This window comes from Bacteroidales bacterium, from assembly GCA_035299085.1.
GTDB lineage: Bacteria > Bacteroidota > Bacteroidia > Bacteroidales > UBA10428 > UBA5072.
This window is the reverse complement of the sequence record DATGXG010000057.1, coordinates 78,780-104,896: the sequence shown is the minus strand read 5'-3', so window position 1 is coordinate 104,896 and position 26,117 is coordinate 78,780. Positions and strand designations below refer to the sequence as shown.

Below are 26,117 nucleotides of genomic sequence, written 5' to 3'. Positions count from 1 at the left end.
TTACCTGGCATTTTGGAAAGTCTCCGGATTCATGATCAGTTTTTGAGTTACAGTGAGATCAGTGAAAATTACCCAAACATCCAGATCATCTTTTGTGAAAATTGTAATTCTGCGGTTTCCGTCAATTTTTATATACGCTGTACCACGTTCAGGATGCTTAACTGTTATAAATCCTTTTCCATATTTCTTTTCATAATATTTTTTTATGTCCTGTTGCAGCTTTTTCGATGAAAGTTCTTTATTCCATGGAGCCCATCCAACGTATTTATATTTAACGGGCATGTCATATATTTTATCATTTTTAAAATGAGGGTAGAAATTCATTAAAGCCGGATGGTTTAATTCATTGTTCATTTGATATTCAACGGTTTTATTTCCTGCACCCTGCCTTACCAGTCCTTTTTTATTCAGATCCCAGCAATGTGCGTAAAACTCACGGGAAGGCATGCCCAGATAAATTCCCATAAAAAGGGAATCATTTCGAATGCCACTTGCCAGCTCATGTTTCAACCTGCGATCATATCGTTGTTTTGGACTGCAACCGGTGAACAGGAATATTAAAATAAAAACACATAATGCTGCAGTAGAAAAATTAACTCGATTCATTTTTGTAATTCGTAAAAAAGTAAAGGTTCATCATTTAAGCCAACCAAAATTACTTGTTTATTTTTAATGGTTGCCATTTGAAAGTTTCGAATCTGACCCGTTATGGAAATTCCTGACCTTTCCGGATCAATGGTTTCGAAGGCACCTGTTAAGCTGCCCTTAAGTAAAAGGCCATAACCTCCTGCATAAATACCTGTTTGCGGTTTGGCTGAGAATTGATTACCGCCGAGTAGTATATCACAGAAGCCGTCGTGATCAAAATCTTTAGCCAGAATTGAATATACAGGGGCAAGTTGGGCTTCTGCGGGAAGTGGCTTTATTGTGAAAGGTGCCTTGCCATTGTTGATCAGGATGCAGGTTTGCAGTGTATACGCCTTAAGCACCAAAGAACGGTTAAGTACAGGTTCTGCAAACAGATCCTCAACTGTGGCATCCATATAACTGCTGAATTTGGGAAATTTCGACAGGAGTGAAGGTATCTGGTTCACCAGTTCATCCCTCATGGCAACCGGGTAAAGCCTGCCGTTCTCATACATTGCAATTACCTGTTCCACTGAGCCATTCATATCAAAATCGTTCACATACATAGTCACTGGTTGTGTGTCCGATGTTTTAAAAAATGAATTGAGCCCGTGGTTTCCAAGTATGATATCCATTTTTCCGTCGCGGTTCAAATCGGCGACCGCCATTGAATGCCACCATCCTGATGTATTTTGCAATCCATAATCAGTAGTTGCCTCAGTAAAATTTTTGCCCTTATTGTTTAAAAATACTCTTACAGGCATCCATTCGCCTGCAATTATAATATCCTGATCACCGTCATTATCCATATCCACCCATTGCATACAGGTTATCATTCCTGCATTATTCAGTTCAGGAGCTTTCTGGTCGGTTATATTTCTGAAATTTCCTTTGCCATCGTTTTCAAGTAAATATCCGTTTGCAGGAACACCGTAACTTAAGGGAATTAACCTTCCGCCCACAAACAAATCGATATCACCATCGTTATCATAATCCGCCGGGCTAACACAGGAACTGCTGATAAACTTTGATACAGGCAGACTCTGTGGAGATTTCCTGAAATTACCGTGTCCGTCATTAGTATAAAGCCTGTCGCGCAATGCAGACGAGCTTGCAGGAAATTCACTGCCACCGCTGGTTACATACAAATCCTTATCCTCATCACCGTCGGCATCGAAAAAAGCACAATCGGTGTCTTCCGAAAGGCTGTCATGGGCAAAAACGCTGATATCAGACGATTTAAACTCTCCCTGATTATCCTGGATCATTAACCGGCCGGCAGTTCCCTTTGCTCCGCATACATATATGTCGTCAAGCTTATCCCCGTTCACATCAGCCACGGCAATATGAGGACTTTCATTTGAAGCCATAATAAAAAGCAGGCTATTACGGCTGAAATCATTAAATCGGTTTTCCTTACAGGTAAATTGAAGTCCTGCAGGAGCAGGGATTTTCTTCAATATAATTTCTGTATGTAATGTTTTTACATGCGGTTCTGCAACCAGGCTTTCCTTTTGTTCTAATGTCAATATCCGGTCAGGTTCTACCCTGTGCTTTACCGTTTTTTTGCCATTCGGCCAGATCACTACAAGTGAGTCAATTAACTCACAATCCCTTCCCAGTCCAAAATGAAGCCTGGAATCCATAGTCGACTGGAATCCCCTCATCGGGTACAATTCAGCCCAGGATGCGGTGTTGTTATAATAAAGTGTAGCGGAGGTTCCAATGGCAGAAGTGTTCATTCCTTCCCCTTTGAGCCGGATCTCAAGGTACCGGTTTCCACCTGATTTTTCACTGTTATTACGGTAAATAAATGGGGCCATGTTTACATTATTCACCACCAGGTCAAGATCGCCATCATTATCCAGGTCACCATAAGCAGCGCCGTTAGAAAATGAGGGTGTATTAAGACCCCAGGACTGTGACTGATTGGTGAATGTAAGATCAGCATTGTTGTGGAATGCATAGTTGGGAACAGGAACCGAAGGGATCAGACCGATGATTTTGAGTATGGCTTTCTGTTCAGTTTGAATTAAACTCCTCATCATTCGCGGATTAGAATAAAAATCAAGATAGTCGCGATCGAGCAGGTCTTTAAATATACCATTTGCCACAAAAATATCTTTCCACCCATCATTGTCCATGTCCATGATCAGGGCACCCCAGCTCCAGTCTGTTCTGCTGACTCCGCTATACCTGCCAATTTCACTGAAAGTTCCGTTACGGTTGTTCAATTGCAATACATTACGGGCAAATTGACGGTAATACCCATTATCTGCTTTCATCCGGTAACGATCCCAGTCTTCAAACAAAACCTTAGTCTTGTAGCGGGCATTATCCTCGGGAGTCATTTCAGTTGCAAAAACCTCAGGCCATGTATCGTTATTAATATCTGCGATATCGGCACCCATGGCACCAAGGCTTATCTCCTGCATTTCATCCTCAAGGCATTCACGGAATGTGCCATGACCGTTATTGATATACAGGTAATCCCTTTCAAAAAAATCATTTGATACATAGATATCAGGCCAACCGTCACGATTCAGATCCCCTACACTCACTCCAAGTCCGAATCCTATTTTGCTTGTATATATTCCGGCTTCACGACTCACATCGGTAAAATGGCCCCCATCATTTCTGAACAGCCGGTTGCCTCCCAGTGAATCCGGTTTTTCACGAGCATGTGGCTTTATGTCGAATTCAGTAACTGACTGAAAGGAATTATTCAGGAGATAGCAATCCAGGTCACCATCCCGGTCATAATCAAAAAAGGATGCATGATTGGAAAGGCCTGTTACGTCTAATCCGTATTCAGCTGATTTTTCGCTGAAAGTAAGATCATGATTGTTTATGAACAGTTCGTTATTACGGTGAGGACTCTCCGGATTCCCCGATTTACACACGTAGATATCCTGCCAGCCATCGCCATTCACATCAGCAATGCTGACACCGGTGCACCATACATCCTTACATGCCACTCCAGACTTTTCCGTTATATCCTCAAAACTAAAATTGCCTTTGTTAATGTAAAGCTTATTCTCTACCATGTTGCCGCAGAAATACAGATCCGGCAAGCTGTCGTTATTGAAGTCAGCAATGCCTACCCCGGCACCATTATAAAAATTTCTGTAGGTATAGGTGTTGAATTGTTCGGTATATTCCACCGTGTTGAAAAATGTGATACCTGTTGAAGAAGTATCAAGCAATGTAAATAAAGAATTATTCCTGCTGTGGTTCTTATTGCACGACAGGGCAAGGATGAACAGAGGTATTATAAAGGCAGTGCGGAAATGATACATGATCAGAAAGTAAAAAAGAGAGCAGGTAAAAATAATAATTTGCCTGCTCTCTTAAGGAAACTGTATTTATTCAAAGCTTATTCGGTGGGGTAACCCGGATTCTGATCCAGATTAGGATTGGCCGAAAGTTTGTCACGGTTAATCGGGAATAAACGGAGGTATTCATCGGACAAAGTGACATCTCCCACATTATGGAACGGAATTGTCCATTTTGCGTTCATTTCCCAGAACCCCCAACGGATCAGATCCTGACGCCTGTTGTGTTCAAATGCCATTTCACGTCCCATTTCATTGAACAATTCACCACCTGCTACAGAACCATCCTCAATTGCAAAGCTCAGAGGACCGTCAAGTGAAGCCAGCGGATCAATACCTGCACGATCACGAATCATGTTGACTTCAGCAAGGGCATCCACATCGGCGGCATCACCACTAAGACGCCACAACGCTTCGGCTTTCATCAGATGTAAGTCAGCCAGACGGAAAATTCCGAAATCATTACTCAAATCAGATGTAGCTCCTGCTGTAAATTCCCATTTTCCGATCCTGACACCGGATTGTCTCCATGATTGGGGGCCCAGTTCATTAATCTGTGGCTGACCTGTTCCGATGTTTCCAAAATTCAGTGTATCGCCATCCGGATCTTTTTTATCATGACCGTCATCTTTTACAAAGGAACCGTTTGAATTATATTGAATTCCGGCAAGGAAATTCCCACGTCCAACAAATGGTTCAGTAACTGTACCCGGTTGTCCTTTTCTCTTATCGGTTGCTTCATATGAATTATAGAATTCTTCAAGAGAGCAGAACCCGTTCCATGGCTGGGCAGTCAGGTTATAAGTAAACTGGCTTCCATAATGCAAGGTCTGCATGGGAAGGTTAAAACCTGTAAAAAATACTTCGTCATAAGGGATTGCCCAGATAATTTCACTTGAAGTATTGTTGGCTTCATTGAAATTTGCAAAATAGTCCTCGGTTAATTTATAAGGACCATCATTAATAATCTCATCGCAAATATCAATTACTTTCTGCCACTGTGGAGTTCCAACATAAACACCGGCATTCATGTACAATTTAGCCAGAAGTGTTTTTCCTGCCCAATACGTTAAACGTCCGTAGGTATTGTCATTTCTATCTTTCGACAAAGCCGGAACTGCATCCTCAAGATCGGCAACAATAGCATTATACACTTCAGCCCTTGTTTTTGTGGGAGGAGCAGCTTCTGCGGTAGCCCAATCAAGAACCAAAGGTACATTGCCATAAAGGTCAATCAGCTGCCAGTAGAAGAAACCTCTTAAAACACGTAATTCAGCGGCGTATTGATCAGCCACTTCCTGAGTGATAGATCCCTTTACGACCTGTTGTTGAAACTGGTACATCACGTTATTACAGGTACTTACACCCTGGAAACAGAAATCCCATGCACCACCGGTAGCATTATCTTCATATTTCCATGAATGCAGGTGGAGCCTTCTCCAGTTACCTCCGTCATCCCAGTCAGAACCTCTCGTAGGTACAACCATTTCATCGGTAGTAGTTTCCTGGAGATTATTTACATCACCTGAAGCGTAACCACCCAACCTTACATATGCAGTACCAAGAGCAGCCAGAAATTCTTCTTCACTCTGGAAGAATTCATCAGGCAGCAATTCAGTATACAGTTTTTCATCAAGGTTTGTACATGACATTACCGGGAATACCAGTACAATTACAAACATTATTGCCTTAATCAGAAGCAATGATTTCATATTTAATTTTCTTGTTTTCATAATGATTTCATTTTTCAGATTAGAAAATAATATTTGCACCTACTGATACAGAACGTGTCCGGAACCATGTGTCTCTGCGGTCAACACCCGGTACAAGCGGATTATTAAATGTTCCCAGGCCGGGATCACTGTCCACATAGCGCGGGTTGGGATCCACTCCTTTATAACCTGTGATATAGAACAGGTTGTTGCCTGCCACATAAAGTCTTATTTTCTGTATTCCCCAGTTTTTGGGAACATTGAAATTATAACCAAGGCTTGCATTGTCAAGTGATACAAAGTCGGCTTTTTCAATATGGTAGCTTGAAAGTTTACCGGAAGTTGTATTCAGATAAGTGCCTGTAGTCGGATTCTTCTGATCTTTTGCTGTCTTCGGAAGATTGTAGGAGGTAATCAGCTGCGGAACTTCGTAGAATCCCCGGAATGAATTCAGCAGGTCATGTCCGAAAACACCGCGGAAGAAAATATTCAAATCCCAGTTTTTGTATGAGAAATCGTTTCCAAAGCCAATTAAGAATTTGGGCAGTCCGTTACCTACAATTACGCGGTCAGCCTGGTCAATACCTGCTGAAGTTCCAGGCTGGTCAACAAACACCAGGTTACCTGTTTCATCAATTCCCTTGTACTCAAGAGCGAGAAGTTCACCAATTTTTCCACCTTCCTTTACACGGGTAAGCGGGGTCTGGTTTTGTCCCGGTGATCCCATATCGCCAAGGTCTTTCACACCATATTTCAATTCAAATCCGTTATAGGATCCCGACAGGGAAACCAATGTATTATCAAGATTGTACGACGGGCTTAAGGAGAATGTATAACTGAAATCGGCGGATTGAACAGCTTTAAAGTTAAGTGTCAGTTCAAGTCCGCTGCTCTTGATTTCGCCGAGATTCACCCAAGCGGTTGAATAGATATTCGGAGGATTGGGTACTGCAAAATTGAACAACAGGTCAGTTGTTTTACGGGTATAGAAGTCAAAGGATCCAAATAACCGGGCGCTGAACATCGAAAAGTCAAATCCGGCATCAAACTCGCTTTGTTTCTCCCATTTCAGATCAGGATTCGGATTGCTGACAACTCCATAAACCGGCTGATATCTACCGTTAATCGGGAAGAACTGGCTTAAGTAACCGATTCTTTCCAGGGAAAGATAGCTGTCCTGGGGAGTATTACCTGTGACCCCATAATTGGCGCGAATTTTAAGGTTATCAATAGCTGCCACATTCAGGAACCTTGATATTTCAAATCCCGCGCTGACACCGGGGAAAATACCCCATTTATTGTTTGCCCCAAACTTGGACGATCCTTCATAGCGTGCGCTGGCCATAAGGAATACCATATCCTTATAATTGAAATTAGCCCTGCCGAAGAAAGCAATCAGCTTGCTTGAATTCCTGTAGCTGGTTGCAGTAGCACGACCGTATTTGAAATCGGTTCCGGCGCCTACGTTATAGTATTTAAATTTATCGACAAGGAAACCACCACCCTGGGTATAAAAACCTTCATTATTGAAGTCCTGGTAAGAATATCCACCCACGAAATTCATATTCAGACCTGCGGTTAAGTCTCCATTATAGTGAAGAGTAGTTTCAAACAATTCTGTGTTTGAAGCATCTTCCTGGTTGGATGCCAATCCGTCACGGTTTAAACCACCCCAATAATCATTCTGGTCACGGTAGTCGTTTCTTATGCTTGAATTGGTCTGGAGAGAATAAAATGCTTCAGCTCTCAAACCTTTAAAAATTTCAAGAGATGCTCTTCCGGACAGGGTCAGTAACCTGTCTCTTCCGGTGTTTGAGTTCAGTCTTAAAATAGAAACCGGGTTATAGTAATCAAAAAGTTCATTCTGGTAATAACCCTGGTATCTCGCGTAATCAGGATCAGTAGGCTCAGCATAAACCGGTGCAGTAGGATTATAAATGCTGGCATAACGGAAAGCTGCATCGTAGCCAAAGTCGGTGTTTTTCTGAGTAGCACCAATATTCAGATCAACTGTTAACTTGTCATTCAGGGCTTTCTGGGTTAGATTTAACCTGCCATTCAGCTGATCATTTCCGCTGGTGATCATGATGCCGTTTGCCTGACGATAGTTGAAAGCAGCACGGAAGTTCGTTTTCTCAGTTCCACCTGATAAAGACACGTTATGCACCTGGGAAATACCGGTTTGTTCAATTTCTTTAAACCAATCGGTTGATGCTCCGTAATCGGTTCCTACTCCAATTTCATCAGAAAGAGCTCTCCATTCGGAAGCTGTCATAACAGGAGTATTTTTGGCCACCATTTCAAAGGTTACATAACCATTATACTCAAGCTGTGCGGTACCTGCACGGCCTTTCTTTGTGGTTACCAGAATAACACCATTGGAACCACGTGTGCCATAAATGGCCGCAGCCGATGCATCTTTTAATACACTAATGCTTTCCACGTCATTAGGGTCAACGTTGGTAAGGCTACCTCCGATCAGACCATCAATAACAACCAGCGGGCCTGTATTGCTACCTACGGTGTTCAAACCTCTTAAACGGATATCAAAACCTGCATTCGGGTTTCCGCCGGGTTTGCTGATGGAAAGTCCTGCTACTTTACCCTGAATCAGCTGAACAGGGTTGTTCACATTACCTTTGTTGAAGTCTTCCGCTTTAACACTAGCCACGGCACTGGTAACCTCATTTCTTTTCATGGTACCATAACCAATTACAACGATTTCCTGCAATTGGGATACCTGGGGTTCCAGTTGCACATCCAGTGTGCTCTGACCAGCTACCGGTACTTCCTTTGTGGCATAGCCGATATAAGAAACTGCAAGTACGGCATCTGCTGCATTCGGTACATTCAACGAATATTTACCGTCAGCATCAGTAATTGCGCCCTGCTGGGTTCCTTTAATCAGCACGTTTACGCCTATCAGCGATTCGCCAGTTGAAGCATCAGTAACTTTACCTTTAACAGTGGCTTGTTGAGCTGAAACCTGGGCAACCAGTAGAATCAGCAGAGCAACAGCCACCTTAAAAATCATCAGCCATCTCTTACAATTAGTAAAAAATGCTGATGATTTGTACAGTTTTTGCTTTTTCATAAATTGAAACGTTTGATGGTTAGTTTAAAAAATGTTTTGGTCAATTTTTCGACAAAACAGGTATGTAGGGTCATACCTGATTTCTTTGAGTAATTTAAATCATAGGCAATTTTCCTCTGTATTAGTTTTTAATTTAGTTAGGGTCAAAAGGCCATTTATGGGAAACGGCGCGAAAAAAGAAAATGGTACAGTTAGATTTAATCTAATTTAAGAGAATATTTTATATTAAACAATGCTTTTAGCTTTCCGTTTAATAGAAATTTTAACTTTTTTTTAATGTTGTTTTAATCTTGTTTTAATGTTTTACTAATGAATACAATAAGGTCAAGGTTGATTCCAAAATCAACCCCATTTAAATTACAAGGTACGCCTTAACAATTGTAAAATGTTAAAAAAACATAATTTTATGCTTGAAAAGTTCCGCAAACGTTTGCGAAAACGATTGCATCACCAATTAACTTTGAATTCACTAACCTGGTGCACAAAAGCCTGAAGCCTAGTCTCCAGTGAAACGGTGTCCTGTCCGTCATAAGCCACATTAATCCATGGAATGTTTTTATGATCTTTCCGGAACGAATCACTTACGGCGGAAATGAGGGTTCCGGGCATGCAGGTGAAGGGCAGAATTGCCGCTATTCCTGAAATACCTTTTTTATAAAGAAAAGAAGCCGCTCCCATAGCTAACGGCGGATCACCATCATAATCATGATGCACGTAAGGCTCACATAATGAAAGGATATCTTTCAGATGGGCTGTCTTTTCATGATCGGTTGCATGTATAATACTGCCGGTTAATTTCCGCTCCGTTATTTCCTGAACAATTCGCTGGAGCTGAGATTTTACATACCCCTTTGAACTCCTCTTCCAGATGCTGTCGCGAGTATATCGATATGTTGAGTAAGTAATCCATTCCGAAAAAGGTGCAATCACTGTTTCAGTACCGAGTTCCTCAAGCCGTTGAACCAAACGGCCATTACAGAACTCATTGTCGCGCATGAAAATTTCACCGATAACAGCCACCACCGGTTTTCTTATCCTTTTATCTACGGGAATCCTGCCGAAATCATCCGTAATTTCTTTCAATACAAGATGCAATCCTTTCCCTCCCGATTCGATACAGTGAATGATTTTCTGCAATCCCTGCCGGTACGCTCTGACTGTGTCACCTGCATTGATTTCATAAGGTTTAGTTTCCTGCCTGAGTTTACGGATAAAATCAACAGCCACAAATCCTCGCCATGCATTGAAACGGAATTTGGGAGCTGATCTGCCTGCTATGTCGGCATAGGAAGAATCATTGGAAGGACAAAGTATTTCTGCATTTCCGTAACCCAGTTTATCAAAAATGATCCGCTGTAAATGATTGTATTGCCCGAACCGGCATGGTCCGCTGTGATCAGGCATGAAAAAGCTTACTTTCGACGGATCCACACCCGGCTCCATGAGTTTCTTAAGAAAGCTGCCGGTTGTGCAGATCATTGGAAAACACTCCCGCGATGATGTATAAAGCCTTCCCAGCTCCAGGTCGCGCTCATCCTGCATGGGCAATACTTCCGACGGTATACCGCAACTACGTGCCGCAGCTGAAATGGCATGTGCATTGTCGTTCATATAAGGGAAATACAATACTCTTTCCCTTACTGGTGCAGTTGGCCCGGGCCTCGGTACAAAAGCTTTTTCGGCTTGCTGATTATTAAACTGCACTCCTTTCAGGCTTTCTATAAACGCTTCAATCCGGGTTACCATACCAGCGTCAGCCGAATGTTCATCCACCTCAAGATGAAGACAGGGTTTCCCTTTCAATTCTTCGTCCACATAATGAAGGATGAATGAATCGGGACCACATCTGAAATTGCCTGTATATACGGCATATAACCGGTCATTTTTGGCAACATGACGGGCAGCAGCCAATATTTTCTGCCCGTTCGGCCAGTACATGCTCCGGTAATCAGTAAAAATCTCATTGATCTGCAAATCGAGGAAATCCAGCGGAACCGGCATCAGGTTGTGACGGATCAGCTTTTCTACAAGTCCCAGGTTCATCATGGGATCGCAGGTATTGTAAGGTCTTCCAAGGAGAACCACAGGTGTACAGTCTTTCGGAATGTCTGCCATGACTTTCCTGCCAAATTCACGCAAACCGGATTCAAACTGCATTTGAGCTGAATCAGCCGCTTGTATGGCTCTTAACACGACTGACTTTTTAATTCCCAACTGATCATGAGCAAAAGTGATGAGCTCATGTTTCAGGGCTGTGTTAAAATGCCTGAAATGAAGAACAGGTGAAAGAATCCGCTCAACCGGGTATTGCGATCGTAACGCAGCCTTTACCATAAAGGTATGGCTTTGGATCCAGGGACAATTGCAGTTGGTTGTAGGATTTCCTTTTTTGACCCTGGCATCCACAATGAATGGCAGGAATACCTTGTCGACACCCTGTTCAATCAGATCGATCACATGACCGTGCATCAGTTCTACCGGTAGACAAAACTCGGTTGTGACCGCCTCAAGTGAACGGGTAACCATTTTCTTATCGGTTTCCCTTGAAACAATAACCGAATAACCCAGGTTTTCAAAAAAGGTGTGCCAGAACGGGAACTGCTGGTAATAGATCATCAGGGCCCGGGGTATACCGATAGTTTTTTGCCCGGTTGCTTTATTATTGGAATAACCGGTTTGCAAAAACTCAAGCCTTTTTAGGAACAGGTTAGGGATAACCGTTTCCTTTTTCTGAACATCCCGTGTTTCGTACTTTTCACATCGTCCGCCATAAAAGAGTGGCTTTGATTCACCCTCAATGACTACTTTCCTTATTTCACACTCATTTGAACAGGCCTTGCAGTCGAACCGGCTCGCTGTATAAGGTACATCACGCATATGGAAGCCCTTAAACCGGGTAGTACCTTTGCCTTGCATAGTCTGCCGGGCCAGTATGGCTGCACCGATAGCTCCTGTTACATCAAAATTCGGAGGAACGGTTACCGGAACTCCGACCACTTGTTCAAAAGCAGCCACAACGGATTTGTTGTTGGCGACACCGCCCTGGAAGAATATATGTTTACCGACAGGTCGTGGCCCTACCACCTTCTGAATATAATTGTTCACGATGGAATAAGCCAGTCCCCCTACAAGGGTATCCACACTTGCCCCTTTCTGCTGAAGTGAATTCAGATCCGATTCCATGAACACCGTGCACCGGTCGCCCAGTTTGGCCGGGCAGTCGCAATCGAGTGCCAGCTTTCCGAATTCATTGATGATGCTGATATTTAATTTTTCAGCCTGCTCTTCGAGGAATGAGCCGGTACCTGCAGCACATACCTTGTTCATTTCAAAATCAACTACAACGCCGCTTTTTATGCTGATGTACTTTGAATCCTGGCCTCCTATTTCAAAAATGGTATCCACTGACCTGTCATAATCAATTGCCGCCGTTGCCTGCGCCGTAATTTCATTGATTATGATATCCGCACCAATGAAATCTCCCGTAAGGTACCTGCCCGACCCGGTGGTGCCCGCACCCATCACAATCACATCTTCGCCCACACTGTTATAGATTTCTGTAAGGCCTCTCTGGATGGCCTCAATGGGCTTGCCTGCTGTAGGCAGGTACCGGCGGTCCACCACTTTGTGATCTTCTGTAATCAATACCAGGTTTGTGCTCAACGAACCGATGTCAAGTCCAAGGTAAACCGGAATTTTCTCCTTGCCATCCGGATGAAAATGCACCGGTTTCTGAATGGGGGTGGACGATTCGGATAAACGGGGCAGTCCGGCTGTTTTATCACCGCCTTCCTGAAGATAAAGGCTCAACTTTTCAATACCGGTGAAAAGGCTTGTGACATGATTTCCTGAACAGGTATATAAAACAGCCCCTATAGCCCCCATCGATGCGTGACGTTTAGGAACAATCAATTCACCGTTTCTGTAATCAAGCACTTCCCTGAAAGCTCTTACCATTCCGGCATTTGCCGCCACTCCTCCTGAAAAGACGACCGGGGCCTCAATTTTCTTTCCATGGGCGATAGTGCTCTTAAAATTCCTTGCCAGCGCGAAACACAAACCGGCAACGATATCATGCAAAGGAGTGGCTATCTGCTGCAAATGGATCATGTCGCTCTTGGCGAAAACACTGCATCGGCCTGCGATTCGGGGAGGATTAGCGCTTTTCAGCGCCATGGTGCCAAATTCATTTTCTATGGATAACCCGATGCGTTTTGCCTGCTGATCGAGAAATGAACCTGTGCCGGCAGCGCATATGCTGTTCATTTCAAAATCAACCAGCTGTGTGCCTGATTTAGCGGCAGTATCCAATAGGATCAGTTTCGAATCCTCTCCTCCAATTTCTATTACGGTTTTTGCCTCAGGATATAAAACTGTGACAGCTTTTGCCTGTGCTATCACTTCATTCACGATATTGCCGCCAATCAGTCCCGCCGCCTTTTTCGCGCCTGAGCCTGTTATGGCAGTGACTTTAAAGGAGTCAACCGGGTATCGTGAAATTATATCGGAAAGCCTGTTAAAAAGAACATGAAAGGGCTTGCCGTGAATGAAATCATAAAACTCTTCGATTACTTCGAACGATTCATCAAGAACAACCGTGTTGAGCGACACGGATCCCAAGTCCAATCCCAAATACAAGGAATTTCTCATCTCATTTTGGATTTAGGTAAAAAATAGTGAGACCTGAGAAATTTCTGTTAACCTGTGCTATGTGATTTTTTAAAGATAATAAAAATTTTTGGTTTGAGGTTTGAGGTTTGTTAAAAAGCTCGTCATTGCGAACCCCGGTTCCTACGGGGTGAAGCAATCTGCCTGCACGGGCTCACCCTTACAAGAAGAACTGTTCAAATTCAAAATGGTTATGTGATATAGATTCATTCCCCGGCCTGAAGGCAGGGGCTATTAAATCCCCGCATAAATAATCATCCCCAATCCCGCCACGAACAGCAGGAACATCAGCAAGAGGAGCACAGAAGTTCCTTTTGGCGCCGATTTGAATTCTTTCCAGATAAATACTCCCCAGAGGGCTCCGATTAACGTGGCTCCCTGGCCAAGACCGAATGAAATGGCATAACCGGCTTTACCGGCTGCAATCAGGCTGAGCGATGTACCCACGGCCCAGATGATACCACCTAACACTCCGGCCAGATGCCCTTTGGCTCCGGCTGAAAAGTACTGCCTGAATGTTACAGGTTCACCTTCAATAGGCTTTTTCATCAGCCAGGTGTTGAAAATAAAGTTGCTGACTACAATGCCAGCGACAAAAAAGAAAAATGCCGAATACGGAGTGAGCTTACCCGGTTCAGGCATCAAAGGATCCGATGCGATGGAACGGGCTACGAACCTGAAAAACCAGGCCATCAGGAATCCGCCGAGAACGGATAACATAATACCTTTAGCAGGAGTTCTCTGGTTACTGGCAGCCAGTTTCCTGTATGCCATGGCATCAAACACTATGGCCAGCGTAACCAGTCCGACTCCCGTAAACAGCAACACCGCATCACCCTGCGGCGAAGCGATATAATTGATGATTACTCCCAGTACCATGCAAAGTCCTATCCCCACCGGAAAAGCGATAGCCATACCTGCTATGGCAATGGCGGCAACAATAAGAATATTCGACAGATTGAAAATAAATCCACCCAGAACAGCGCTCAAAATGTCAGACAGGGATGCCTGCCTTATGCTTTCCGCAAACCCCGTACCTTCTGATCCCCTGCTACCAAGTGTAAATCCTAAAACAACCGAGAAGATGAGAATGCCGAGCACATAATCCCAGTAATACAGTTCGAAACGGTACCCTTTCGCAATTTTCTGGGTGTTTGCCCATGATCCCCAGCACAGCATGGTGATGAAGGTGAGTATAACTGCAGTTGTGTAAGAAGTTACTATATACATAGGATTTGAATTTTATTTTTCGAATGAAAAATGATATTGCTGATTTTTTTTCGGGCTGGTTTTGAATACAAGTGCTTCCTTTACATACACATTGACACCTGCAGATTCAGGACGTTTTTCACCTTTCACAACCAGCTTTAAAATGTGCTTACCTGAAGGAAGCCCGAAAATATGCCACAGGTTTATTCCCTCATGCTCCTGGTTACTGTAGAAGAAGTAGGTATCAAAAACTCCTTTCGATTCATTATCCAGGAAAACCTCTGCCTTTCCGCCATCCTTAACCCAGCTACCCATCAGAACAATGCCGGTTCCTTCAAACGGAATTTCAAGGGAACTGCCCGATTCCGCCGCCACAATACCTTTTTCAGAACTGATCCAATCCCCTGTTTTACTGGAAGAAATTTTATCAGTCAAAGAAATTTTCTTATCAAATACCACATCAGGAAAAGAAACTTCCAGGGGTAATTCAGCCGGAGCCTGTTTTACAATTTTCACCTGTTTTTCGCTCACCTCTCCCCCCTGTTCGCCTATAAAACGAACGGCATATTTGTATGAACTTTCGACTGCTTTATTGAATGTATAATTAGTGTTGATGAATACCGAATCAGCTACCGCTCTGATTCCTTCTTTCATGGTTTCAGGCAGTTTGCTGAACCCGTGCATAACCCCTAGAACCGCGAGGGCATTGGACGGGTTGCAATCGGAATCCTGACCGCAACGGGTAGAGACCTCAAGGGTCTTCATCGGATCACCTTCACCGTAAAGCAGTCCCATTACTATATAAGCCCCGTTCAGCTTGGCATCTATGTTGAATGTGCTGCCGGCTCCGCAGATATCCACATCACCCCATTTGGCTTCCAGTTCTTTCCAGGCTGAACGCCAGTCAGACGGATAATGACTATGCAATAATATCACATCCCGTATTATGGCTGCATAATCACTTGCAGAAGGAATCGATTTAAGTGCGTTCTCAATCAGAGAAGGGATATCATCATTAAAAAAAGCTTCGGAATAAAGGGCCGCTACAAACACTCCGCCATAAAAACCGTCGCCATAGTTCATGATATGGCCGGGTTTATCGCACAATTCAGCAGCCTTACGGGGCATTCCGGGACACATAAACCCGATGTAATCCGCTTCAATCTGGAAATCGATGTCATCGGCATGGTAGTTGAATTGCGGATTTCCTGACTGCGGCGGGAATATACTATCATAGTAATTCTTTCTGGCCTGCACATTGGCGTGCCACAGCGGATAACCGGCCCTGGCAAACAGCTCCTGGAATTTTTTTGCCGGTGCATCAATCCCGTATTCATCCATTGCCATTAAAAAGGTGAGCTGAACATACAGGTCATCCTGCCAGATGCTTCCTTTTATATCGGCAGGAGTCCATTTAATACTGTCCTCGAAAGTCTTTCCCTGGGCTCCGAACTCTGTGGGAGCACCATATGTAACTCCGATCATCTTACCGGCCCAGCCACCGGCGATTTTGTCTTTCAGTTCTTCGGGTGTAATAGTCAGATAGTTCTCCTGGTTGGATTTGCATGAAAAGAGGAGGAGAAACAGGAATGCGGAAAACAGTAATTTATTTACCATAATAAGATCATTAATCAATGAATTCAAAACCTGAGACGTACGGCCGTGCGTCTCTACCTGCGAGCAGGAACATACATCATGCGGTCCTCAAGGAACCGGGCAATATCATCAACCGGCATTTGCTGAACCACATACTGGTGATTGCCGGCGGGGTCATCAATCCAACTGTTGCTACCATCGGGATGTACAACAATCTTTCCTGTTACGGTTGTGAAAAAGTTCTTCGTCCCGTACACGGCGATCAGCACGGCCGTTTCATCCCAGCTCATTCTGCCCAGGGAATCTTCGGCTGCCATCGGAATGCTTATCCTGAATACATCTTTGGCAGGATTGTCCTTCACATCCAATTTAGCCAGTCGGAGACCAGTATGAATCTTAGCACCGATTTCAAAGCCGGTGAAAATTACAGGGGTGGGCCAGTTCTCAAACACATACTGTGAATCTGTTGAATCCATGTGAATGTTAAACTCATGACCCGCAGGAAAACCACCTGCCATTGCCACCAGTTTTTTAACTTTTTTTGTTACAAGGTCGCGACCAGAAAGATCAGTCAGGCTGTCAGGGGCCGACTTCAGTAATCCTGCAAGGTTCGTGAGGAAGCCAACAGTTACGATTGTAACGCTTGTATCAGGCTGGGAGGCTAGAACTTTGCGGTAAGTTATTACGGCATCAGGCAATTCGGAAGTAGAATTTATTGTATGAGGATACTTGGCAACAATTGAATCCGGCCAGTGCTGGAAGGCGCCCAGGTCAACGCCGGTTCCCTTCGGAGCTCCCATAGGTAAATCAGGTCGTCCGTAATAAATATTCATCACATTGATTGAAGGCCCAACCAGTTCATTGCGGTTACTTGAAACAGTCGCCAATATTTCAACTTTACCGCTGTCGGCCATAGCATTAAGAAAGGCAATAGCCCCCACATCGTCGTAATCGGGACCGAAATCGGTATCAAAAATAATTCTGGCAGGTTGGTTCTGCTGTGCTTCCTGTTTGCAGGATGCTACCAGTGCGATTGTGATGAATAATGCAAGAAATAGTTTCATGGTTTTAATCTGTTAGTCTTCTGGTCTTCTGGTCTTCTGGTTTGCTGGTCTGCTGGTCTTCTGGTCTGCTGGTCTTCAGGTCTGGGACCTATGGGACCTATAGGACGAATGGGATCTGACACCCCTTCTCCCCTTCTCCCCTTCTCCCCTTCTCCCCGTCTCTCCTCTTAATCCAGACGCTGACAGGTCTCCGACGATGTCAGGTCTCTCTCACTTCTTCCCTAAAAGGCGCAGATGCTTGTGCACCCATCCGCGTCACAGAAATAGAAGCGGCTTTGATGGCAAAACGAACCGCCTCTGCGAGTGGCATGTTTTCAGCCAATGCCACACAAAGTGCCCCGTTAAACACATCACCGGCAGCCGTTGTATCTATGGCATTTACCTTTGGAGCGGGAATGCTATTTCCTTCACCATTTGAATATATATAGGCGCCTTTGCTGCCGAGTGTTATGATAACATGCCGGGTCCCTTTTGATACCAATATTTCTGCCGCTTTTTGAGCCGAGGGTTCGTCTGTTACATGAACTCCGGTTAATACCTCCGCTTCGGTTTCGTTCGGAGTAATCAGGTACAACTTTTTATACAGGTGATCAGGCAATTGCCTTGCAGGTGCGGGATTTAAAACCACTTTGCTGCCGCCTCTGAATGCGAGATTAATAGCATATTCAACCGTTACTAGCGGAATTTCAAGCTGCAATAAAACAATTTCTGATTCCAAAATTTGCTTTTCTGCTGATTGAATGTCGTTTGGCGTCAGTTTGTCATTAGCGCCCGGGGCAACAGCAATGCAATTTTCGCCATGTTTGTCAACATTGATCAGCGCCACTCCTGAAGCACTTTCTTCATCTGTACAAACAGCCCGGGTATTAATTCCTTCCTTGCTGAACAATTCTTTGGCTTGCCTTCCGAATACATCATTTCCTGTTTTTGCAACAAAGCTTACATTACCACCAAGCCTTGCCGCTGCAACAGCCTGGTTGGCTCCTTTACCACCCGCATTCATGAAGAACTTTCCTCCAAGCAGGGTTTCTCCCGGCCTGGGCAACGTATCGGTCACAACAACCATATCCGTGTTGGTGCTGCCGATGACCGCAATTTTTTGGCCTTTTACTTTATTTTCAGCCATTCCGTAGTTTTTTCAGAATAAAGATAATAAGATAAAGTTAATTCCCGCCCACGGTTCGGCGAATCTGCTAAAACTTTACCTGCAATCCGAAAAGGAACTGCCTTACATTCGGATAGCTTCCATTATCGATCCCTGATGAGTTTCCGGTTTCGGGATCAAGGCCTGAATAGGATTTCAGAGTGAACAGGTTCAATGCATTTAAGTACAACCTTACTGAAGAAAGCTCAATTTTTTCAAAAACTTTCGGCCTCAGGGTATAGCCCAATTGAAGGCTTTTCATTCGGATGTAAGATCCATCTTCGACGTAGTAGCTGTTGATTTGGGTATTGGTAGAAAAATTTGATGTAGCGGAAGCTTTGGGGACTGATGCATCCGGATTTTGTTCGGTCCAACTTTCATTTAAAAGGCGTTCGCTTTTCTGTCCCTGGAAGGACGGCCAGAAATCAGTCCACCACTTTGTGAAATTGAAGATTTCCGTGCCCTGGCACCAATAAACAAAAGCACCCAGGTCAAAGTTTTTATATTCGGCACCTACATTAAGTCCCATTGTAAAATCCGGATGAGGACTGCCCAGAAATGTCCTGTCATCCATAGTTATCTGGTTATCCGGCTTCAAATCCGCATACCTGAAAAAGCCGGGAGCTGCACCATCCTGTATAGGTGCCTGTGATATTTCAGCATCATCCCTGAATAATCCTTCCACCTTGTATCCGAAATAGGTAGAAACCGGCTGGCCTGTATGGTTACGCACTATACTTCCTATTCTTGAGCTTTCGCTGTCAAAAAATTTCGTTGAACTCAGGACCTTTTGAATCTTGTTGCTGTATTTAGTAAAAATGAGTTGAGAATTAAACCCGAATCCATCCCATTTTTTATCAAATCCTATTTGCATATCCAAACCTCTGTTCCGTATTGAACCTGAATTCATGTATATGAACACCGGGTCACCTACATCAACAGGGTTTTCAAAACTCATCAAAAGATTGGGGCTCTTTTTTGAATACCAGTCGACCATAAAGTTTATGGTATGCCAAAGTTTGCCCTCAATACCCACATCTACAATTGTCATATATTCAAATCCTGAATAAATATTTCCAGCTGAGCCATAAGATCCTCTTATATCAAAACCCGATAACCATTTGCTTTTATTCAGGAACTCCTCCTTCCCGACGCGCCAGGTTGCAGCAAGGCCTGTATAAATCCTCGATGATTCAGGCTTAAAATAACTCGAACCCTTGTCATTCCTGAAACTAAAATCAAGCAGGTACCTGTTTTTAAACCCATAATGGATCCCGAAAAATTCTGATTTCATCGGTAAGGTAGTCCCGGTCCAGGATGAGGCATTAACTAAATTTGATCCGTTTGACACAGTTCTGAATGAAACCGCATCCGAAAAGTATCCGGATCTGGCAACGTTTAATTCACGAAAATCCCCTGTTCTAATTTTTTCAATGCCGGCAAATGCGTTTATTTCATGATTACCAAAAGTTGCCACATAGGTGAGTAAATTGGTCGATATCTTATTTCTTATATAACCTGCTCCTTCTGTTGCAGTCGATTGGGATAAGTTTTCGGCCCTTTCATAGGTAGCACAAGAATAATGCACCCGGTAATCATTTGTGAAACTTCCTCCATACGAACTGGTGAAATCAAGACCTTTTAATAAATGGATTTTAAAAAAGGCACTACCGATTAATGAATTACTATTCGTATAATTATCCTTGTTACGGATAAGATCAGCGACTACGTTGGGAGCATTTCCCAAACGGGGAGCCATACCAGTACCCCCAAATTCTCCCTCTGTGAACTGATGTGAACTTCCGGTTACCGGTTCATTAATAAACACCGGTATTATAGGCTGAGAACGAAAAGGTCCATCAAGAAACGCATTGTAACCCAGGTTCTCCATGTCATTTCTCCTTGCTAAAGAAAAAGCAATATTTTCGCCAATTGTTACCCGGTTGTCCCACGCTGTCCATTCCGAATTAAAGCGAACACTATACCTTTTTGAATAAGTATATTTCAGCAATCCTTCCTGGTTATGATATCCGAATCCGGCTAGAAATCTGGCATGTTCATTACCTCCGTTAAATGTAACCTGGTGAACGTTTACTGAAGCTTTATGCGTCATTTCTTTGTACCAGTCTGTATTGGCAGCCCATGACGGTAAAGTTGGACTTTCCTGTGTTGAAGGGCCATATAACGGGTTTATCTCTTCGTAATTGTCATTCTTATATACAAGCCACTGCAGGTCGGCGTATTCTTGTGTATTTAACACATCCGGCCCCTTACCCGGTAGTTGCATACCGGTAATAAAGTCATATGTCATATGAAATCCCCTGCTGCCCTTCTTTGTGGTAAGCTCAATAACGCCGTTCATTCCCCTGGCTCCATAAATGGCCAGGGCCTGGCCGTCTTTAAGTACTACCACTTTATCAATATCGTAAGGATTTATGGCCGATATATCGTCGACAGGAACACCGTCTACAAGAATTAAAGGACTGTTTCCTGAAAACCGGCCGTATCCCCTGATAGAAATCTCAGGCAGGTTGCCTGGTTCACCGCACCCGATAACCTGAACACCCGGAATACTTCCCTGGAGTGACCCGGTAATGTTTTGGGCCGGAATATTCTTTATCGTTGCACTTTCAATAACAGATACAGATAATGGAATTTCCTGCAAACCAATCCCGGAATATCCGGTATAGATATATTTTGCTGTCGGATTAATTGTATCGTTTGGTATTGAATCCTTTTGGTTTTGTGCGGTTGCGAAAACGGAACAAATCAATAATCCAAAAGTTGGAATGATTCTGTGAAATTGTAATGTATTCATGTCAATGAGAATAATTTCCTAAAAAGTAATGCCGGCACCAAGTGTGAACGACCTTGTCCTGAACCATGTATTCGTTCTTTCAATCCCCGGAATCAGCGTATTGTAGGAATAATCATAACTATCGCCATACCGGGGATTTGGATCCATTCCTTTATACCCGGTTATATAAAACAGATTGTTCCCGGCCAAAAAGAGCCTTACACTTTTAATATGTTTTGCCTGGCTTAAATCACAAGTGTACCCAATACTGACATTGTCAAGTGAAAGGAATGACGCCTTTTCTGTATGACTGCTTGTGAGAATTGATGATGAAGTCATATAGGCTCCGGAAGGATTTTTTAGCTCTTTTGCACTTCTGGTAAGATTATAGAAAGACAGATATTGCGGAGTTTCATAGAAAGCACGATACAAATTCACCATACTGTGCCCGAAGACTCCCCGTATAAAAAGCTGTAAATCCCAATTTTTCAAATTAAAACTCTCCTGTAAACCAAGAATGAATTTCGGAAGGCCATTACCTGTTATAATACGATCCGATTGATCGATTCCTTCAGAAGTCCCCGGTTGATCTTTTAAGATAAGATTTCCGGCTTCATCAATTCTATCAAACTCCAGGGCGAGAAGCTGACCGAAAGGTTTATCTTCTGAAACCCTCACCAAAGGTACATAGTAATTACCCGGTGAACCCAGCCTTCCTAAATCCTTAATCCCATAGGAATTTGTACCTGATGTAAGAGACACCGGTTTATTTACAAGACTGTATGATGCAGTAACAAGTAACGAGTTTGACCATCCGGATGAAATTATCTTGTTGCCAAGCACAAATTCAAGTCCGGTATCCTTTACTTTTCCAATGTTCATATATACAGGCGAACTGATATTGGGGGGCACGGGAACCTCAACGGTTGCAATGGTGCCCTTTGTGGTTGCAGAATAAAAAGTAAATGATCCGGAAAATAACTCTTTTAAAATTGAGAAATCAATGCCTGCGTTAAACTCGGTAATGGCCTCGCTTTTTAAATCAACCTTTGTAAAACCGGTCAGATGTTCATTTACAAAATAGCCATTATAAAGTAAATTCTTATCGGTTCCTGTTCTGTAATAAGATAGATAACTGACAGGTAAAAGATTCCCGGTGGTTCCAATACCTGTTCGAAGAATCAGCTTTTGTTCTGCTGCCGGATTTATTACCCGGGCAAGATTAAGACCTGCAGATGCTCCGCCATAGAACGACCATTTATTACGGGGTAAAATGGATGAACCATGATAGATGCCGTTAACCCTGAAAAACCATAACTCATTTTCAATTCCTGCATTGGCAAAAAATCCTGTCATTATATAGCTGCTCTGGTAGAATGTAGGTTCATTTAAAGATTTGAAACCGATCTGTTTAAATAAATTTCTGAACGAAAGATCGGTTACCTCAATTTCTCCCTTAGCGGCAGAATGTCCATCTGCTTTACATTTCCGGTTCTCATAACCTGCATTAAGAAATAGTCTGCTATCTCTAAGATAATGAGAATAGTCCAACTTTAGTGTGAATTGATGGTTTAAGCTGCTGTTTTCCTGTCGTTGTGCCAGTCCATGCCGGTTAAATCCTCCCCACATGGAATGCGGATCAAAATATTGTATGCCGGTTGTGTTGAAGTCTTGAATGGCATAAAAAGCACTGACACTAAAATTCTTTACGATGGTGTACGTGAGGCGTGCATTCAGATTTAAAATCGATGTAAGCCCTTCATTCCTGTTCAGTTCAATTATTTCTACAGGATTGTAATAATCAAAAAGAGACTGATTGAAGTATCCTTTGTACATATCAAACAATGGGTCATTGCTTCTTACAGGTGTTGTCGGGTTTGAGATAAGAGCATATTTAAAGGCATCGGAAAAGCTGAAATGAGATTTTCTTTGAGTGCCTGCCAGGTTCAGACCGGCTGTAAGTTTTTCTTTAAAGGCTTTTTGGGTAAAACCAAACCTCCCGTTGATTTGCGAATAACCGGAATTTAGAAGAATACCATCCCCTCCCCTGTAGCTTACCGATGCCCTGTAAGTTGACAGTCTGCCTCCTCCGCTTAATGAGAGGTTGTGCACCTGACTGAAGGCAGTGCGTGTGATTTCACCAGGCCAATCGGTGTTTTCAGAAAAATCAGTACCAAAACCCAGTTTATCCGAAAGCGACCGCCATTCTCCGGCATCCATAAAAAGAGATTTTCCGGCCACTTTTTCCAATGTTACCTGTGTCGAATAATCAAGTGAAGGCTTGCCTTTTGCTCCTGATTTTGTTTCGATGACAATCAAACCATTGCCTCCCATGTATCCATATGCCGATGTTTCAGAAGCATCGCTAATCAGCCTGATTGACTCTATATCGAAAATATCCAGGTTTTCAGTATAGGCATCAATCATTCCGTCAATGATTATGGTCGGTTCAGTGTTCCCGCTCAATGTGCGGAGACCCCGCATTCGCAGCTCGTAAAATCCATTGGGATTGCTGCCTGGCTTTGAAACGGACAAACCCGCCATTCGACCCTGAATTTGTTCAAAAACATTGTTATAATGTCCCCGGTTAAACTGATCATGGGTAAGATTCTTACCGTTAATAATATTTTTCCGGTTCAACATGGTGGCAGAATCTTTGTAAATGTTTTTCTGCATTGTGTTTTCCTGTGCTTTTAGCCCGGGTTGTGAGAAATCGCAAACAATTGCAAAGAATGTCAGCCAAAAAACTGAAATAAGTTTCATTGTTAATTAATTGATTCCTAGAAATTTCTTTGGGTTCTCAAACGCAATTTTTCTGAAAATGTCTTCACCCAGGTAGCCCCGGAGGTCAATACTGAAGCGGCGTTCGGTGGCTTTGTTTTCAACCATGTAATAGTCCGATCCGAATAAAATCTGGCTGTTGATTTCGGGATCGCTCATCAGGACTTTCAGTAACGGAAAGTATTGCTGATTATTCAGCGTATAAGAGACATCGGAGTACAGATTCTTATATTTTGCCATCATGTCTTTAATGATCGTAAACCAACTGTCTTTGTCCTCCGGATGATCAAGGAACTGGTCCCAGTAATACTCCGATCCGAAATGGGCCAGGCAGATCCTCAGCTTTTTAAACTCATCCATTACAAAAGGAAAATTCAACGGGTTTGCAAAATTCGAACATAACCTCTTGCGGTTACAGGTGTCGCGGTCGAGCGGAATTTTTGAATCCGAAAGCATGGCCTTGATTTCATAAGGCCAACTCCGGTTGTATGTGGGATTATACGGACTGCAATGAGAGATTATGGGAACGTCAAACTTTTCCGCATACTGATACACCGGCTTTAACCTTGCATCATAGGGAAAATAGCCAACTGACGGGTAGATTTTAATTCCCTTAAAATCCCATTCTTCCATACATTGCTTAAGGATATCCATCATTCCCGGGCGCCTTGGATCAAGGTGTACGAAAGGCAGAACAATTTCGGGATACATCTTTTGAAGTTCCGCAAGTTCTTTTAACTGGTCTTTGTACTTACGGGGTACCTTACCTGCATTCATATATTCCATGTCCATGGATACCACCACAAACCTGGAATTTTCAGGGTAAAATTTCCTGCATTCCTCAAAGATTTCCTTCTGGCTTTTGTAACGGCCTATTTCAACGATCTTTTTGTATCGTTTAAGCTGGTCGTTACTTGTTATTGGATTCAGGACGTTAAGCAGGAAGCCTATTGTCTGAAAACCTGGTGTGGTGGATAAAATTCTTACAAGTCCCAGAGGCAGATAACGGCGTGGAATGTCTTTCTCAAGGAAGGTGTGAATGTGACAATTGTAAATCATTGCTCATAGCTTTGGGTATAAGCAAGGTAGTAGAAAATTTTGAAAGTGCAAAACTTCAAACTTCTTCTTCAAACTCTTCTTCAAACAGCGAAGCGTTCAAACAGCGAAGCATCAAACAGCGTAGCTTTCAAACAGCGGAGCGTCATTCCCCTCTGTAAACCCTGCTCTTCCTCATTGCGCAATAGGCAGTGAAGAAGCCCACTGCCTTATCATGTGGTTCAATATTGGTGGGAATATTGGCAGAGGGACCGCTGAAAATCGGCACCTTTGGCTGGTATTCTGAAATGAAGCCGACAAGAAAATCTTTGTATTGCTGGGTTATTCCATCCATTTCAAGTGTTACCACATCCCCGTCCACCAAACGCTCGTCAAGTTTGTTGTAGTTCAGGTAATATACTGAAAATCCATTGTAATAACTTCCTTCAAAACCCGTATTATCAGCAAAACTGGCACATTCATAGGCACTATCGGTAAGCAGCACATTGTTTTTCCAGGCTTTCACGAGGTAGAAATTCCTGCCGCCCCCTATTTCCTGGGCATACATATTAATAATCCATCCTTTATACTGAGGCCCAAGCTGCTGGTAGCTCACCTTGATTGAATCAATGGGATTTATCAATGGTAAATACGAACTGGCTGAGTATTCTTCATTATTGCCATCCCCGTCAATGTCTACATTCGAAATCTGTAATGTGTATGTTTTCCCGGGAACGCCATACACGGTGGAGTCTGTTTCATACACACCAGGGGTTTCAGGGTTTTCATGCAAACTGAAATTGTTTGATCCGTCATAAATCGATACGATTGCTCCGGAAATCTTATTTCCCGGATGTTCATTCAGTGCATCGCCTGAACAGCTTAACTTCACACGGTGAACGGTTGTATCGGTATTGATTTCACCATCCACGACAAGACGCACATAGGTGCTTTCAAGCGGAAATTCTGCCTTTTCTGTACAGGCAACAACAACTGAAATGATTACAGCGAAAGTGGAAATATGATAAATTAAACTGTGCCTTTTCATGGGGTGA

General features: G+C 43.3%; 13 protein-coding genes. All 13 read right to left on the bottom strand.

Features of this window, described 5'->3' with window-relative positions; translation table 11 throughout:
• Window positions 1–606, bottom strand: a complete 606-nt coding sequence (locus VK179_19285) for a hypothetical protein (protein ID HLO60903.1) — start codon at window positions 604–606, stop codon at window positions 1–3.
• On the bottom strand, window positions 603–3,926 hold the full coding sequence (locus VK179_19280) for a VCBS repeat-containing protein (GenBank protein ID HLO60902.1): 3,324 nt from the start codon (window positions 3,924–3,926) through the stop codon (window positions 603–605). The genes VK179_19285 and VK179_19280 overlap by 4 nt, the downstream gene beginning before the upstream one ends.
• Window positions 3,927–4,003: 77 nt before the next feature.
• Entirely contained in the window at window positions 4,004–5,695 is a 1,692-nt protein-coding gene (locus VK179_19275) for a RagB/SusD family nutrient uptake outer membrane protein (GenBank protein ID HLO60901.1), read from the bottom strand.
• Between the two features lie 19 nt (window positions 5,696–5,714).
• Entirely contained in the window at window positions 5,715–8,768 is a 3,054-nt protein-coding gene (locus tag VK179_19270) for a SusC/RagA family TonB-linked outer membrane protein (GenBank protein ID HLO60900.1), read from the bottom strand.
• A 447-nt stretch (window positions 8,769–9,215) separates the two neighbouring features.
• On the bottom strand, window positions 9,216–13,418 hold the full coding sequence (locus VK179_19265; protein ID HLO60899.1) for an acyl-CoA dehydratase activase: 4,203 nt from the start codon (window positions 13,416–13,418) through the stop codon (window positions 9,216–9,218).
• 252 nt (window positions 13,419–13,670) lie between these two features.
• Entirely contained in the window at window positions 13,671–14,666 is a 996-nt protein-coding gene (locus VK179_19260) for a GRP family sugar transporter (protein HLO60898.1), read from the bottom strand.
• A gap of 12 nt (window positions 14,667–14,678) precedes the next feature.
• Window positions 14,679–16,262: an ADP-ribosylglycohydrolase family protein gene (locus VK179_19255; GenBank protein ID HLO60897.1), complete on the bottom strand. Its 1,584-nt coding sequence runs from the start codon at window positions 16,260–16,262 to the stop codon at window positions 14,679–14,681.
• Window positions 16,263–16,315: 53 nt separating this feature from the next.
• A complete protein-coding gene (locus VK179_19250) occupies window positions 16,316–17,305 on the bottom strand; it encodes a nucleoside hydrolase (protein ID HLO60896.1) in 990 nt (329 codons plus the stop codon).
• A gap of 199 nt (window positions 17,306–17,504) precedes the next feature.
• A complete protein-coding gene (rbsK, locus tag VK179_19245; protein HLO60895.1) occupies window positions 17,505–18,431 on the bottom strand; it encodes a ribokinase in 927 nt (308 codons plus the stop codon).
• A gap of 67 nt (window positions 18,432–18,498) precedes the next feature.
• Window positions 18,499–21,267 carry a TonB-dependent receptor plug domain-containing protein gene (locus VK179_19240; protein ID HLO60894.1) on the bottom strand — a complete coding sequence of 923 codons (2,769 nt, stop codon included), beginning with the start codon at window positions 21,265–21,267 and terminating at the stop codon, window positions 18,499–18,501.
• Window positions 21,268–21,285: 18 nt separating this feature from the next.
• Window positions 21,286–24,009 (bottom strand): hypothetical protein, encoded by a 2,724-nt coding sequence (locus VK179_19235; GenBank protein HLO60893.1) that lies wholly within the window; start codon window positions 24,007–24,009, stop codon window positions 21,286–21,288.
• Window positions 24,010–24,015: 6 nt separating this feature from the next.
• Window positions 24,016–25,086, bottom strand: a complete 1,071-nt coding sequence (locus tag VK179_19230) for an amidohydrolase family protein (protein ID HLO60892.1) — start codon at window positions 25,084–25,086, stop codon at window positions 24,016–24,018.
• Window positions 25,087–25,228: 142 nt separating this feature from the next.
• A complete protein-coding gene (locus VK179_19225; protein HLO60891.1) occupies window positions 25,229–26,110 on the bottom strand; it encodes a DUF4249 family protein in 882 nt (293 codons plus the stop codon).
• Window positions 26,111–26,117 lie beyond the last annotated feature (7 nt).

Coding starts and splice junctions, on each gene's coding strand:
- VK179_19240 (HLO60894.1), bottom strand. CDS start 21,267: ATGAATACATTACAATTTCACAGAATCATTCCAACTTTTGGATTATTG.
- VK179_19280 (HLO60902.1), bottom strand. CDS start 3,926: ATGTATCATTTCCGCACTGCCTTTATAATACCTCTGTTCATCCTTGCC.
- rbsK (HLO60895.1), bottom strand. CDS start 18,431: ATGGCTGAAAATAAAGTAAAAGGCCAAAAAATTGCGGTCATCGGCAGC.
- VK179_19225 (HLO60891.1), bottom strand. CDS start 26,110: ATGAAAAGGCACAGTTTAATTTATCATATTTCCACTTTCGCTGTAATC.
- VK179_19235 (HLO60893.1), bottom strand. CDS start 24,009: ATGAAACTTATTTCAGTTTTTTGGCTGACATTCTTTGCAATTGTTTGC.
- VK179_19275 (HLO60901.1), bottom strand. CDS start 5,695: ATGAAAACAAGAAAATTAAATATGAAATCATTGCTTCTGATTAAGGCA.
- VK179_19265 (HLO60899.1), bottom strand. CDS start 13,418: ATGAGAAATTCCTTGTATTTGGGATTGGACTTGGGATCCGTGTCGCTC.
- VK179_19255 (HLO60897.1), bottom strand. CDS start 16,262: ATGGTAAATAAATTACTGTTTTCCGCATTCCTGTTTCTCCTCCTCTTT.
- VK179_19230 (HLO60892.1), bottom strand. CDS start 25,086: ATGATTTACAATTGTCACATTCACACCTTCCTTGAGAAAGACATTCCA.
- VK179_19260 (HLO60898.1), bottom strand. CDS start 14,666: ATGTATATAGTAACTTCTTACACAACTGCAGTTATACTCACCTTCATC.
- VK179_19250 (HLO60896.1), bottom strand. CDS start 17,305: ATGAAACTATTTCTTGCATTATTCATCACAATCGCACTGGTAGCATCC.
- VK179_19270 (HLO60900.1), bottom strand. CDS start 8,768: ATGAAAAAGCAAAAACTGTACAAATCATCAGCATTTTTTACTAATTGT.
- VK179_19285 (HLO60903.1), bottom strand. CDS start 606: ATGAATCGAGTTAATTTTTCTACTGCAGCATTATGTGTTTTTATTTTA.